Below are 13,818 nucleotides of genomic sequence, written 5' to 3'. Positions count from 1 at the left end.
CGCCGCGGCTGAGCCGCTCGCGTTCGCTGTACAGCAGGTAGGCGATGCGGTGCAGGCCCACGGCGGTCTTGCCGGTTCCGGGCGCGCCCTGCACGCACAGCGTGGTGTCCAGCGGGGCGCGCACCAGATCGTCCTGCTCGGGCTGGATGGTGGCGACTATGTCGCGCATCGGCCCGGACCGGGGACGCTCGATCTCGGTGGCCAGGTAGTCGCCGGTGCGGCCGTCGCCGGGGCCGGTGAGCGGCTCGTCCTCGTACCCGGTGAGTTCCGCGGCGGCGGAGAAGCCGTAGCGGCGCCGTGCCAGCACCCCGTGGCGGTCGTCGCGGGTGGCGCGGTAGAACGCCGCCGATATCGGCGCCCGCCAGTCGATGACCATGGGGCGGCCGGCGCCGTCGTGCACGTGCCGGCGGCCGATGTAGAGACGGTCGCCGGGCGTCGCGCCGACCGGGTGGTGCGGGTCGGCCGCGCGGATCGCTCCCGGCTCGAAGGTGAGGCGGCCGAAGAACAGCGGCACCTCGGGCAGGTCGACCAGGGCCAGGGCGCGCCGCTCGCGGGCCTGCCGCAGGAAGAGCCGCTCGGCGAAATTGTCGTTGTCCTCGGTCGCGGCCGTCACCTGCGATTCGGTGGTGACGAGGTCGTGGTGCATACGGCGCAGCGCGGCCAGTGCCTCGGCCAGACGGGCGCGTTCGCGCTGGATCTCCGGGTCGGCGGTGTGGCCGGTGGCGGGATCGGTCATGGCTGGCTGGTCTCGTCCTTGGCCTCGGGGGTGCGTGCGACGTACACGGTATTGGCGGAGGTGCCGCCCTGGATGGGGTTGGGGAACTCCACGACGTGCGCCGCCGCTTCGGCGAAGGCGCCGCGCAGGACGGCGGTGAACGCCTCGTCGGGGGGCTCGTTCGACCACAGGGCGAAGACGCCGCCCGGGTGGATCCGCGCGGCGAGGCGGCTGAGGGGGCCTTGCCGGTAGAACGCGGCATGGGCGGGGTCGAGGGTGTGGCGCGGTGAGTGGTCGATGTCGAGCAAAACGGCGTGGAAGCGGCCTTCGGATGTCCGCGAGTCGGGTCTGGCCGGTGACGAGGCCATGGCGAAGAAGTCGCCGTGCACCAGCCGGCAGCGCTCATCGGTGGTCAGCCGTTCCCCGAGCGGCACCAGTCTGGCGTGATGCCAGTCGATCACCTCGGCGAGTGCCTCTACCACGAGCAGCGAGCGCACCCGGGGCTCGTCCAGGACGGCGCCGGCGGTGTAGCCGAGCCCGAGGCCGCCGACGACGACATCAAGGCCGGTTCCTTGCGCCGCGGCCAGGCCGAGCCGGGCGAGTTCTGTTTCTCCGACCGTCCACAGGCTCGACATGAGGAAGTCATCGTCGAGTTTGACCTCGTAGACGTCCACCCGCAGGGAAGGGTCCCGCCGCCGCCGCAGGCTGAGGGCGCCCATCGGCGTCGGACACCAAACGAGTTCCTCGAACAGTGCGCCCATCTCGATCCGTTCTTGTGGCCTGGATGACTCGACGACAGTCACCGACCTTGGTGGCTTCGCCCGCGCCGTCGTCCGCTGACCCGCTGGGCATGAGTGGTCGCGGGGAGGCGGAGCGGGCATGCGCCGCTCCTCGTCGCACCGAAATATACCCTCTCGTTAGAGAAGAGTGAGGGGTGCGGTTGCCTCCGGGCGCCTGAGAGGCTGAGGTCGGCCATGCTTTTACGCTGATGAGTGACGTGCGGAGAATCCGGCGTCCCGTACCGACCGAGCAGGCGGTGGGGAGTGGTTCAGGCCCTGTTTCCTGTGCCGGGCCAGGGTTGCGTAGCCGAGCGCGGTCACCGCCGAGATCACGGCGAGGCCGGAGAAGACCGCCCGGAGGCCCACGGCGTTGATGACCGGCTGGGTGAGTACGGGGGAGAGGAACTGGCCGGCGAACAGGGCGGTGGTGAGCATGCCGACGGCCCGGCCACGCACCTCGTCGCGGGTGCTGGAGATGATCCAGTTGTTCAGGTTCGGCATGGCGAGCGCCATTCCGGCGGCGATGATCGTCAGACCGGCCACGATCGTCCAGCGGGCGTCCGCCACGGCCAGGACGACGAATCCGGCGGCGGGGGCGGTGAAGGCGGCCGCGACGAGGGCGGGGCCGCTCGCCTGCCTGCTGAGTCGTGGATAGAGCAGCGAGACCGGGAGCATCGTCAGCATCATGAACGACAGGGCGGCCGAGATCTGGAACGGGCCGGCGCCGAAGTCTCGGGCGAACAGCCCGGGTATCTGCGTGGGGACGACGTAGAAGATCGCTTGAACCAGGAACATCGCGGCGACCGGCGCGACCATCCACAGGCCGAGCCGGTCGTTGCTCGTCGGCCCCCTGCCCGCCGTGGTGGCGGGCGCCCGCGGCGATGGTACGAAGAGCAAGGCCGGCAGCAGCACAACGGCTCCGACGAGATACATCAGGAACGCCTCCCGCCATCCGACCGTGGCGAGTGCGCCCGCGCCGAGCATGAACAGCAGGCCGCCGCCTGTGCCTGCGGCCTGCTGGCGGCTGAGCAGCCTACGCCGGGACTCCTCGTCGAACAGGTCCCCGACCAGGCCGGTCATGCTGGTCATCAGCAGGGCGATGCTGGCGCCGAGCACCAACCGGCCGACCAGGATGGAAGGGAGGTCCGGCAGCCATGCCCCGCTGGTGCCGGCGAGGGCGAAGCCGGCCAGTCCCGCGAGCAGCGTGGGTTTGCGGCCGGTGCTGTCGCCGAGCCATCCGGCGAGCGGAGACAGCAGCATGAGTGCCAGTGCGTGTGTGGACAGGACCATCCCGGTGAGCAGCGGCGCGTTCGGCGTGCCCGCGAATACGTCCCGGATCTCGGGGAGAGCAGGGGCGATGGTGGCGCCGCCGAGCATGGGCAGCAGGGCGGCGGCGATGAGCGTGGCCTGGACGGCCGGGCCGGGGTTCGGCCGTCTCGCTAAAGGGTGTTCGAGTGTCGCGGTGGTCATGAGGCTCCTTCGGTGATGGACGACTTCCGCAAATAATGGCACTCGGCGGCAAATGGCGTCAAGAGGCGATAGCCTTTGAGGGGCTATTGTGCCTTGGTTGCCTTCGCGTTAGGGTGGCGTTATGTCAGGTCAAACCGCCGCGGCACCCTCCCTCCGGGAGCGCAAGAAGCAGCGCACTCGCCAAGATCTCGCCGAGTCCGCTCTGCGGCTGTTCCATGAGCAGGGCTACGACGCGACCACGCTCGACGAGCTGGTCGAGTCCGTGCAGGTGTCCAAACGGACGTTCTTCCGGTACTTCGAGTCCAAGGAAGCGGTGGCAGTCGCAGCCGAGGCCGAACTGTGGGACGCCTACATCGACGCCGTCGACCGGAGCGCATCGGACGGGGAAATCCTGGCGACCTTGCGCGACGCGCTCGTGGAAGTCACGGGCAGCCTGCCCGGCGACTGGCCTGAGCGCCTCTTCCGTACCCGCGCGCTCATGGGACGCACCCCGGAACTGCGGGCGGCGAGCATGATGCTCGCCGCGCGGACACAGGACCGCCTGATCACAATGCTCGCGCCCCGGCTGGGCATCGACGCAAAGGACCTGCGCCTCCGGTTGGCCGTCGAAATCGCTCTGGGCGCCTACCGTTGCGGCGCCAGAGACTGGATCTCCGACCGCAAACGCGGGGGCGGGAAGGTGCTCGCCGACCGGATCCGGGCGGCCTTCGACGCCGTCCCCGGCGCCACCAGCCTGGTCGGCCCCGCCACCGCGCAGACAGCCCGGAGCTAAGCCACCCCGATGTGGCGAGCCAACGTCCTGCACCCGTGACCGGTGTGGGTCATCCTCGCCTTCGTCGGCTACAGGTGACGGTCGGCAAGTCACCCGCCGTCGGACCCCGCTGCCGGTGACCTGCTGCAGCACCGCATAACGGCGCTCGGAACCGCCCGAGACCGGCGCTCAGCCACGCGCGGCCGGGCCTTCAGCAGTGATCTGCGAGGTTCTCGACCGCGCCGGCGCGGGCCTCCCGCTGCGGCTCGTCCCGTGGCTCGCCCTGGGTGTCGTGTACGTCGGCGACGACGCAGGTGACGTTGTCGGGTGCCCCTTGTAGGTAGGCTGCGTTGATCAGTTCCTGGACGGCGATCGCGGGGTCGGCGCAGTCGGCGAGGACGTTGCGCAGCCTGTCCTCGGGCACGGTTCCCGACAGGCCGTCCGAGCAGAGCAGGTACCGGTCTGCGGGCTGGACGTCGTGCATGGACAGGTCCGGTTTCGCGGCGCTGATCGCGTCGAGCGCCCTGGTGAGCACGGAGCGGTGCGAGTGCCGGGCCGCCTCCTCGGCGGTGATGTGGCCGTCCTGGACCAGGCTGTGCACCATCGTGTGGTCGGTGGTGAGCCGGTGAAGTCGGCCCGAGCGCAGCAGGTAGGCGCGGGAGTCTCCGATGTGGGCGAGCGCGATGCGGCGCCGGTCGAGGAGAATCGCGGTGAGCGTGGTTCCCATGCCCGCCAGGGCGGGTGAGCGGGTGACGTTCTTCCGCAGTCCTCGTCCGGCGGCTTCGACGGCCTGTTCCAGGGCGGCCATGGGCGTGGCGTCGAGGGATCGGTCCATGCGGGCCAGGCAGTTGATCGCGATAGAACTGGCCACGTCGCCCCCGGCGTGACCGCCCATGCCGTCCGCGACCGCGAGTAGCCGGTCGCTCGCCAGGGCCGAGTCCTGGTTGGTCTGCCGCCGCAGTCCGACATCGGATCCGGCGGCATGCCTGAAGGTGAACATCTCGCGCCTTTCCGGCCTGAACGGGCGTTGTGCCCTGTTGGGAGGCGACAGGATCCGGTGTGGGACCAGGCCGGCCGTTTCGACTCTACTCTAACGTTACGGAAGTGTAGCTGTCAGTACGCCTACGTAGAGGGGTCGTCGTCCATGGCGGTTCGGCGCACCGCCTCTGAAATGGGGTGCTGTGCGTGGCTTGGCCGCGCGAACGGCGATCCGCGCCTCGAAGTTCGGTGTGGGTGTAAGTGGATGTCCCCGCGCCGCCGCGAGCACGCCCTGCAGGCGACGGCGCGAGAACGGCGCAAGATCGGCGAATGTGCCTCCGGCCGATCCTGCACACAAGGTACTCTAACGTAAGGTTAGGTTGGCTGCGAACGGGTCGTCAGGTGGTGGGCGGATGCAGATCGGCGAGGTGGCCGAGCGGACAGGGTTGTCGCTGCGCACGATCCGTTACTACGAGGAGGTCGGCTTGGTGACGCCGTCCGCGCGGACGCGCGGTGGTTTTCGGGTGTACAACGAGGCTGACGCGGCCCGGCTCGAACTGATCAAGCGGATGAAGTCGCTGGAGTTCACACTGGAGGAGACGCGGTTGCTGCTCACCGTGCTGAGCGGCCTTGCCGCGGATCCGGCACCGCAGGAGCGGCGGGAGTTGGTCGACAGGCTGAGCACCTGGTGCACGGAGATCGACTGGCGGTGCGCTCTGCTGCGCGAACGGTTGCAGATCGCCGAGGGCCTGGCCACCAATCTTGATCGTGAATTGTCGGACCGGGCGGGTTCGGAGCGGGCCTCGGCGCCGGAAAACCCAGCGGCCGCCTCTGGCAGCCCGGCCGGGTGGACCGGTGAGGCGGAGTACGAGAGGGGGCGGCGATGAGCGGCGGCGCGGGCACGGCGCCGGACGTGGTGGCGGAGGCGGCGCGGCGGCGGACGTTCGCGGTGATCAGTCACCCGGACGCGGGCAAGTCCACGCTGACCGAGGCCCTCGCTTTGCACGCGGCGGCCATTGACGAAGCGGGGGCGGTGCACGGCAAGTCGGGGCGGCGCGGGGTGCGGTCGGACTGGATGGACATGGAGCGCTCGCGCGGCATCTCCATCACCTCGTCAGTACTGCGGTTCGAATACGACGGCGCCTTGCTGAACCTGCTGGACACCCCGGGTCACGCGGACTTCTCCGAGGACACCTACCGGGTGCTGGCGGCCGTGGATGGGGCGATCATGCTGCTGGACTCGGCCAAGGGCCTGGAGGCGCAGACGCTGAAGCTGTTCGACGTGTGCCGCCACCGCGGCATCCCCGTCATCACGTTCGTCAACAAGTGGGACCGCCCCGGCCGCGAACCCCTGGAACTGCTGGACGAGGTCGAGCAGCGCATCGGGCTGCGCCCGGCACCGATGAACTGGCCGGTCGGCATCGCGGGCGACTTTCGCGGGCTGATCGACCGCGCCGACGGCGCCTTCACCCGGTTCCGCCGAACCCCCGGCGGCGCCACCCGCGCCATCGCCGAACACGTCTCTGCCGAGCAGGCCGCCGAACAGGAGGGCCAGGCGTGGCAGACCGCGGTCGAGGAGCTGGCGCTGCTGGACGAGATCGGCGCCACCCTCGACATGGACGCCTTCGCCGCCGGGACCTGCACCCCCGTCCTGTTCGGGGCCGCGCTGCCCAACTTCGGGGTCCAAGCCCTGCTGGAAACGGTGTGCCGGCTGGCGCCCGCGCCGTCGGCGCGTACCGATGAGGCCGGGCAGGAGCGGGCGGTGTCGGCGCCGTTCGCCGGGCAGGTGTTCAAGGTGCAGGCCGGGATGGACCGGGCGCACCGCGACCGGCTGGCCTTCATCCGGGTCTGCTCAGGACGCTTCGAGCGCGGCATGCCGGTGACCCATGCCCCGAGTGGGCGGCCGCTGGCGACCAAGTACGCCCAGACGGTGTTCGGCCGTGACCGCTCCACCCTGGACGCGGCCTATCCGGGGGATGTGATCGGCCTGCCGAACGCCTCCGGCCTGACCGTGGGCGACACCCTCTACGTCAAGACCCCTGTGGTCTTCCCCCCGATCCCGGCGTTCGCCCCCGAGCACTTCATGGTGGCCAGGACGACCGACAACAGCCGGGCCAAGCAGTTCCGCCGCGGCATCGAGCAGCTCGACAGCGAGGGCGTGGTCCAGGTGCTGCGCAGCGATCTGCGCGGTGACCAGGCGCCGGTGCTGGCCGCCGTCGGGCCGCTGCAGTTCGACGTGGTCACCGCCCGGATGGCCGACGAGTTCGGCGCACCGGTCGATCTCACCAGGCTCGACTACACCACCGCCCGGATCACCGACAAGGAATCCGCCGAGACCCTGACCGGCCGCCGCGGCGTGGAGGTCCTCACCCGCTCCCTGGACGGCTCGCTCATCGCGGTGTTCGTCGACAAGTGGCGGCTGCGGGCCATCGAACGCGAACACCCCGGCCTCACCCTCACCCCCATGCTCGCCGCAGGCGTCCCCGACTGAACACAGACCTCCTCGCGACGTTCTCATGGTCGCCAATGCGCTCGCCTCGCCCATTGGCGGCACAGGACCTCGGTCAGCGGCGCTGGCCTTAGTCGAAGCGGTGATGCAGGAGTTGTTCGGCGCGCTGACCCGCGAGTCGCTTGCCCCCCATGACACCCTCCCAGGAGGTCTGATGACCACCCGCGCTCTGTCGGCCACCACCCTGAAATGGCTGAGCGAGCACGCTCTTCACAGCTCGGACGTTGCGGGTGCCGGAAACGGGGTGATCGGCATCGTCCGCGGTTACGACAAGGCCAGCCGCTCGCGCGGTACGCAGTTGCGTCGCCAATGCGCCGCCCTCGGCTTGCCCACCCTCGACATTCCGCCGGTCCTGCGGCACAGGACCACACTGCCGGACCTGCGGCGAATCACGGCATCGGTGTCCCTGCTCGTCGACGTCACGGGCCACGGCGCGGACGCGCGGCGTATGGCCGCGCTGCTTGCACGCCCCCTCCTCAGCGGCGGCGCCCACGTGACCACCAAGGTCCCTTTCATCGGCATCGAAGAGGACTCTGACCTCGTCGACGTGGCGCTCAAGACCGTGGAACTACGGCCGCTCCATGACGATGTCCGTGTTCGGATGTGTCTTGACGGCCGGTGGATCGACCCTGCGCCGGGGGTCCGGGTGCGCATCTCGCTCACCCAGAGCCCGACCTGGCGGCTTCAATGCACCTTCGGCGAAGGCCCGACCGGCACCTCTGCCGAGGGGGCGGCCCTGACCCTCCGGCCGTCCTGGGGAACATATGTCCTGTGCCGTGACGAAGAGCCCATTTCCGACGTCAGCGACCCGGTCCAAGTGGCGCCACTTCTGAAGCGGCTGACTCTGGTACCGCCCAGGCGTGGTACTGCGCTCGCCGGCTGACCACCGGCCCCATGGTCTGTTGTGGCAACCCTTGCAAGCCAGAAAATCGCCTCTCTGTATCGAAAGGCATGGAGCGGACATTGTCAGTGCCGCCTCTCATAAGGGAATCGTCCGCAGAACCATCCTCGATGATTACTCTTACGTTAGAGTAGAGTCGGCGGAGACCCCCTGATCCGCCTCCGGTGTCCCGCGGTGCCGGCTGCCCCTCCGAGCCCGGCACCGCGGTGACGCCGCCATCGAAACCCACACGGCGGCCCGACCGGATGCGGTCGTGCCCAGCCGCATCCCAGATCGCACAGCGGAGAGAATCACTATGGTCGTGACGCGTCTTGAGATCGCGGAGAGCATCGACAGTGTTTTCGGAGACGGCCCAGTAACACGGGACCAGATCATCACTGCGGCCCGCAACGCCGGGGCCCGGCCGGACGTCCTGGCCGCGCTGGAGCGGTTGCCGGAGCGCTCATTCCCGCATCTGCGGGAGCTGTGGCAGCATCTGCCGGACCTGCCGGTCAGCACCTCCAACGGCTGACGGCGGGAACTCCCCCACCCAGGCCGTCGAAGGACGGCCGTGGCCGATCGGCGTCCTCGGTGGGATCGGCTTCACCGGCGATGACCCGGCACCGGGACCGTCGACGGTGTCACCACCGGAAGGCCCCGTCTCCCGCTGCCCGCTGATGTCCTGCGCGGTCTCGTTCACGGCCTGTCGCACCTGCGTTACGGGACCCGGGGTGGCCGGGCGAATTGGGCGTGGTGCAGGCGGGCGTAGGCACCGTCGGCGGCGGTGAGGTCGTCGTGGGTGCCCTGCTCGACGATGCGTCCGGCGTCCATGACCAGGATGTGGTCGGCGTCGCGGATCGTCGAGAGGCGGTGGGCGATGACGAAGGCGGTGCGTCCTTGGCGGAGTGCGGTCATGGCCTGCTGGACGAGCATTTCGGTGCGGGTGTCGACCGAGCTGGTCGCCTCGTCCAGGATGAGGATGGCCGGTTCGGTGAGGAAGGCGCGGGCGATGGTGATGAGCTGTTTCTCGCCGGCGCTGAGCCCGCCGCCTTCGGTGTCGATGAGGGTGTCGTAACCGTCGGGCAGGGTGCGGATGAAGTGGTCGGCGTGGGCTGCGCGGGCGGCTTGGACGATCTTGTCGCGCGGGGCGGTGCCGTGGCCGTAGGCGATGTTGTCGGCGATGGTGCCGTGGTGGAGCCAGGTGTCCTGGAGGACCATGCCGATGTGGCGGCGGAGTTCGGCGCGGGGGAGTGCGGTGATGTCGGTGCCGTCGACCGTGATGCGGCCATCGGTGACGTCGTAGAACCGCATGAGCAGGTTGACGAGGGTGGACTTGCCGGCGCCGGTGGGGCCGACGATCGCGACGGTGCGTCCGGGTTCGACGGTGAGGGAGAGGTCCTCGATGAGTGGTTCGTCGGGTCGGTAGCGGAAGGACACCTGCTCGAATGAGACCCGGCCTTGGACGCGGGGCGCGGGTCGCGGTGGGGCGGGGGGATCGGGTGTTTCCTCCGGGGCGTCGAGCAGTTCGAAGACCCGTTCGGCGGACGCGACGCCGGACTGCACCATGTTCGCCAGCGCCGCCATCTGCGCGATCGGCTGGTTGAACTGGGTCGTGTACTGGATGAACGCCTGCACTTCGCCGATGGACAGCGATCCGGAGGCGATGCGCAGGCCGCCGATCACCGCGATGAGCACGTAGTTGAGGTGGCCGACGAAGGTCAGGGCGGGTTCGATGACGCCGGAGACGAACTGGGCGCGCCAGCCGGCGGCGTACAGGTCGTCGTTGTGCCTGGTGAAGGTGCGGATGGCCTGGTCCTGGCGGCCGAAGGTCTGCACCAGGGCGTGGCCGGTGTACATCTCTTCGATGTGTCCGCTCAGCCGTCCGGTGGCGTCCCATTTGCGGACGAACTGCGGCTGGGCGCGTTTGCCGATGCGGGCGGTGGCCAGTGCCGCGACCGGGACGGTGAGCAGGGCGACCAGGGTCAGCAGGGGCGACAGCCACAGCATCATCGCCAGCACGAAGACCGGGGTGAGCAGCGAGTAGATGATCTTGCCGAGCCCGTTCTGCAGGGTCTCGGCGATGTTGTCGATGTCGTTGGTGATGCGCGACAGGATCTCGCCGCGGCTGTGGCCGTCGTAGTGGCTCAGGGGGAGCCTTTCGAGTTTGCCGGCGGCCTGCTCTCGCAGCCGGTAGGCCGTGCGGTGTGCGATGACGGCGGCCAGCCGGCCGCGGACGCGGTGGATCGCGGCCGAGGCGCCGGCCACGGCCAGTGCGGTCAGCAGGATCCGGCCGACCGCGGCGAAGTCGACGGCGCCGCCGGTGACACCGTCGAACACCAGGTCGGTGGCCTGCCCGAGCATCCGGGGGATGGTGACCGACAGGGCGATGCTCGTGACGACCAGGACCAGCGTGACGGCCAGCAGCTTCCCGTCGGCGCCCATCGTCCGCAGCAGCCGCAGGCCGGAACGGCGGAACTCGACGGCCTTCTCGCGGGAGGGGTCCTCGCTCACATGGCCTCCTGCGCAGAGAATTGGGACAGGGCGATCTCCCGGTAGGTGGCGTTGCCCTCGATGAGGTCGGGGTGGGTTCCGGTGCCGGCGACGCGGCCTTGGTCGAGGACGACGATCCGGTCGGCGCCGGTGATGGTCGAGATCCGCTGGGCGACGGTGACGACGGCCGCGTCTCCCGTCTCGCCGGCGAGCGCGTCGCGCAGGGCGGCGTCGGTGGCGTGGTCGAGCGCGGAGAAGGCGTCGTCGAACAGGTAGATCTTCGGCCGGACCAGCAGGGCGCGGGCGATCGCGAGGCGCTGGCGCTGGCCGCCGGAGACGTTGCCGCCGCCCTGCCCGATGGGCGCCTGGAGTCGTCCGGGCATGGCCTCGACGAACTCGCGCGCCTGGGCGACGTCCAGAGCGTGCCACAGGTCGGCGTCGGTGGCGTCCGGGTCGCCGTAGCGCAGGTTGGACGCGACCGTGCCGGAGAACAGGTACGGCTTCTGCGGCACGAGCCCGATCATCCCGGCCAGTGCGGACGGGTCCAGGTCGCGCACGTCGGTCCCGTCGATGAGCACCGCGCCGCCGGTGACGTCGAACAACCGCGGCACCAGGTTGATCAGCGTGGTCTTCCCGCTGCCGGTGGAACCGATGACCGCGGTGGTCTCGCCCGGCCGGGCGACCAGGCTCACCCCGCGCAGCACGGGCTCCTCCGCACCCGGGTACCCGAACTCGGCGTCGCGGACCTCCAGGTGGCCGGCCGGTCGCCGGGCGGCGCCGGGGGCGAGGACGGGCGGCCGGGGTCTGGGCGGCGGGATGTTCGGTACGGTGTCCAGCACCTCCCGGACGCGTGCGGCGCACACCCGGGCGCGCGGCGCCATGATGAACGCGATCGCCGCCATCATCACCGCGCCGAGGATCTGCATCAGGTACTGCAGGAACGCCAGCAGCGACCCGATCTGCATGTCCCCTCCGGCGACGCGGTGCCCGCCGAACCAGACCACGGCGACGGCGGAGACCTCGGTGACGATCGTGACCGCCGGCATCATCAGCGACTGGATACGTCCTAGGCGCAGCGCCACGTCCCGCAGTTCGGAGTTGGCCTCGGCGAACCGCCGCCGCTCGTGGTCCTCGCGGACGAAGGCCCGCACGACCCGCACGCCGGTGATCTGCTCGCGCACCACCCGGTTGACCCGGTCGATGCGCTCCTGCTGCGACGCCGACAGAGGCCCCATCGCCCGCATCAGCAGGACGACGGTCACCGTCAGCGCGGGCAGCACGACGAGCAGCAGCAGCGACAGCGGAGCGTCCTGGCGCAGCGCGAGCACCAGTGCGCCGGCACCCATGAACGGCGCGACCACCACCATCGTCAACGCCATCAGCACCAGCATCAGGATCTGGTCGACGTCGTTGGTCGTCCGGGTGATCAGCGACGGCGCACCGAAGCGGCCGACCTCACGGACCGAGAACGTCTGGACCTTCGCGAACACGGCGGCGCGCAGATCCCGGCCCAGCCCCTCGGCGGTCCGCGCGGCGAGGTAGACGGCGGCGCAGGCGCCCAAGATCTGCACCAGCGTCAGCGCCGTCATGACGGCACCGACCCGCAGCACATGGCCGGTGTGGCCCTGGACGACCCCGTTGTTGATCAGATCGGCGTTCAGGGTCGGCAGCAGCAGCGCGGCGGCCGTCTGTACCGATTGCAACACCACCACCAGCGCGACGGAGGCCCGATACGGCCGCAGATGAACGTGCAGAAGCCGGAACAGCACGGAATAACTCCCCGAACCCAAGCGGCCTCGGCGGGGTTGCCGTGCGGCCGACCCGTCCGATGGAAACAGAAAATGGCACAAAGTGTCAAACGCCTGAATAGGCATCTTGCGTGGAGGGGCAATCGCCGGATGCGGCTCTAGACTGGGTCGATGACCGCCAACGCCCCGGCAGGACAGGCCCCGCAGGATGATCGCGGGCTGCCCCTGCGCGAACGCAAGAAGCTGCGCACCCGCCGGGCACTGGTCGACACGGCGCTCGAACTGTTCACCGACCGGGGCTTCGACGAGACCGCGATCGAGGACCTGGTGGACGAGGTGGAGATCTCCCGCCGCACGTTCTTCCGCTACTTCCCGTCCAAGGAGGCGGTCGCCGTCGCCGCGGAGGCCGATCTGTGGGACGCCTACATCGCCGAGTTCTCGCGCACCGACCCGCAGGGGCCGGTCGTGGAGGCGCTGCGCGCCGCGCTCACCGCCGCGATCCTCGGCATGGACAGCGGGTGGGACGACCGCATCGTCAGGACCCGGATGCTCATCTCCCACGTCCCCGTCCCGCTGCGGGACGCCAGCACCCTGTTGTCCATCAACGCCCAGGAACGCCTCGTCGCCGCACTGGAGACCAAGCTCGGCATCGACGGACGCGAGGACGTCCGTCTCCGCCTGCTGGGAGAGTTCGCCTTCGGCGCCTACCGGTGCGGCGCCAAGAACTGGGCCGCCGGCCGCGGCGCGGGCGGCGGGCGCGGCAAGTGGAGCCGCGCGATCCTGGCCCGCCGGGTGGAGGAGGCGTTCGACGCACTCCCCGGCGCACTGGCGATGACGGTGTGATCATCGTCTCTCCCCGGCCTCTACCGGCGCCTTCTTTGCGCAGGTTCCCGAACTGCGCGACGTTCCCTGGGCGGTCTACCCGCTGGCGGCGGCCGGGCTGACGCTGATGGTGCTGTTCCCGCGCGTCACCAAGGTCGTTCCGGCGCCGCTGGTGTCGATCGTGATCCTCACCGTGATCGCCGTCGCCGATCCTCGAAGTAGACCTGCTCGTCGTCGGTGCGGAGGGGGAGTGCCTGCACCGTCTGGGGGGCGCCCTCCTGCGGCTGGATTCGGTAGGTCGGCATGACCCCTCTCGTGTCGGTCGGCCCCGCCTGCGGGCGACGGGGCGGGGCGGCGCCGACCACTCCAACAGCACTCTACTCTTGCGTGAGAAGAGGGTGTGAACGCGGGGCTGTGCACACGGGCGCGAAAGACGGATGGGGAGCGATTCTGAGCGAGGCGACCGAGGCGCACAGTCCGGCCGCGCACCGGCGACCGGCACCGACCCGCCGGACCCAGTGGCGGATCCTGTTCGGCGCCACCGCCGTGCTGGCGCTGACCGGTCCCGGGCAGACGGCGGGGCTGTCGGTGTTCACCGAGCCGCTGATCCACGATCTGGAGATCTCGCGCACCCAGCTCAGCGGCGCCTACCTGGCCGCGACGCTGTCCGGCGCCG

Annotated in this window: 11 protein-coding genes and 2 pseudogenes; 7 read left to right on the top strand and 6 right to left on the bottom strand. The window is 70.1% G+C overall.

Going from position 1 to position 13,818, the window contains the following annotated elements:
• The 3 genes and pseudogenes from E1289_RS31300 to E1289_RS31290 all read right to left on the bottom strand — a co-directional run.
• Nucleotides 1–736 (bottom strand): annotated as a pseudogene (locus E1289_RS31300) (AAA family ATPase); the annotation flags it as partial.
• Nucleotides 733–1,476 carry a spermidine synthase gene (locus E1289_RS31295; protein ID WP_131986664.1) on the bottom strand — a complete coding sequence of 248 codons (744 nt, stop codon included), beginning with the start codon at nucleotides 1,474–1,476 and terminating at the stop codon, nucleotides 733–735. The gene E1289_RS31295 and the pseudogene E1289_RS31300, both read right to left, overlap by 4 nt.
• A gap of 219 nt (nucleotides 1,477–1,695) precedes the next feature.
• The gene (locus E1289_RS31290; protein ID WP_131986662.1) at nucleotides 1,696–2,964 is read right to left on the bottom strand and encodes an MFS transporter; all 1,269 of its coding nucleotides are present in this window, start codon (nucleotides 2,962–2,964) and stop codon (nucleotides 1,696–1,698) included.
• 121 nt (nucleotides 2,965–3,085) lie between these two features.
• Between E1289_RS31290 and E1289_RS31285 the strand changes: the two genes are divergently transcribed.
• Nucleotides 3,086–3,736, top strand: coding sequence for a TetR family transcriptional regulator (locus tag E1289_RS31285; RefSeq protein ID WP_131986660.1), 651 nt, complete (start codon nucleotides 3,086–3,088; stop codon nucleotides 3,734–3,736).
• 190 nt (nucleotides 3,737–3,926) lie between these two features.
• Here E1289_RS31285 and E1289_RS31280 read toward each other — a convergent pair whose 3' ends face one another.
• Nucleotides 3,927–4,715 carry a protein phosphatase 2C domain-containing protein gene (locus E1289_RS31280; protein WP_131986658.1) on the bottom strand — a complete coding sequence of 263 codons (789 nt, stop codon included), beginning with the start codon at nucleotides 4,713–4,715 and terminating at the stop codon, nucleotides 3,927–3,929.
• A 391-nt stretch (nucleotides 4,716–5,106) separates the two neighbouring features.
• On the opposite strand from E1289_RS31280, the gene E1289_RS31275 reads away from it, so the two are divergent.
• The 4 genes from E1289_RS31275 (at nucleotide 5,107) to E1289_RS31260 (ending at nucleotide 8,614) form a co-directional block, all read left to right on the top strand.
• Nucleotides 5,107–5,580, top strand: coding sequence for a MerR family transcriptional regulator (locus E1289_RS31275; RefSeq protein WP_131986656.1), 474 nt, complete (start codon nucleotides 5,107–5,109; stop codon nucleotides 5,578–5,580).
• The gene (locus E1289_RS31270; protein WP_131986654.1) at nucleotides 5,577–7,184 is read left to right on the top strand and encodes a peptide chain release factor 3; all 1,608 of its coding nucleotides are present in this window, start codon (nucleotides 5,577–5,579) and stop codon (nucleotides 7,182–7,184) included. Before E1289_RS31275 ends, E1289_RS31270 begins: the two co-directional genes overlap by 4 nt.
• A gap of 25 nt (nucleotides 7,185–7,209) precedes the next feature.
• A complete protein-coding gene (locus E1289_RS31265) occupies nucleotides 7,210–8,085 on the top strand; it encodes a hypothetical protein (RefSeq protein WP_131986652.1) in 876 nt (291 codons plus the stop codon).
• A gap of 319 nt (nucleotides 8,086–8,404) precedes the next feature.
• The gene (locus E1289_RS31260; protein WP_207929268.1) at nucleotides 8,405–8,614 is read left to right on the top strand and encodes a DUF2795 domain-containing protein; all 210 of its coding nucleotides are present in this window, start codon (nucleotides 8,405–8,407) and stop codon (nucleotides 8,612–8,614) included.
• 185 nt (nucleotides 8,615–8,799) lie between these two features.
• Here E1289_RS31260 and E1289_RS31255 read toward each other — a convergent pair whose 3' ends face one another.
• The gene (locus tag E1289_RS31255; protein ID WP_243713270.1) at nucleotides 8,800–10,593 is read right to left on the bottom strand and encodes an ABC transporter ATP-binding protein; all 1,794 of its coding nucleotides are present in this window, start codon (nucleotides 10,591–10,593) and stop codon (nucleotides 8,800–8,802) included.
• Nucleotides 10,590–12,341 carry an ABC transporter ATP-binding protein gene (locus E1289_RS31250; protein ID WP_131986648.1) on the bottom strand — a complete coding sequence of 584 codons (1,752 nt, stop codon included), beginning with the start codon at nucleotides 12,339–12,341 and terminating at the stop codon, nucleotides 10,590–10,592. The genes E1289_RS31255 and E1289_RS31250 overlap by 4 nt, the downstream gene beginning before the upstream one ends.
• Before the next feature lie 150 nt (nucleotides 12,342–12,491).
• Here E1289_RS31250 and E1289_RS31245 point away from each other — a divergent pair, with 150 nt between their 5' ends.
• Together E1289_RS31245 and E1289_RS31235 are read left to right on the top strand one after the other, a co-directional pair.
• The gene (locus E1289_RS31245; RefSeq protein ID WP_131986646.1) at nucleotides 12,492–13,163 is read left to right on the top strand and encodes a TetR family transcriptional regulator; all 672 of its coding nucleotides are present in this window, start codon (nucleotides 12,492–12,494) and stop codon (nucleotides 13,161–13,163) included.
• 393 nt (nucleotides 13,164–13,556) lie between these two features.
• Nucleotides 13,557–13,818: pseudogene (locus tag E1289_RS31235) on the top strand (hypothetical protein); the annotation flags it as partial.

Origin of the sequence: Actinomadura sp. 6K520 (assembly GCF_004349245.1) — a bacterium.
In the GTDB taxonomy this organism is placed as follows: Bacteria; Actinomycetota; Actinomycetes; order Streptosporangiales; family Streptosporangiaceae; genus Spirillospora.
Note: the sequence above shows the minus strand (reverse complement) of the source record. Positions and strands in the feature narration are given on the sequence as shown.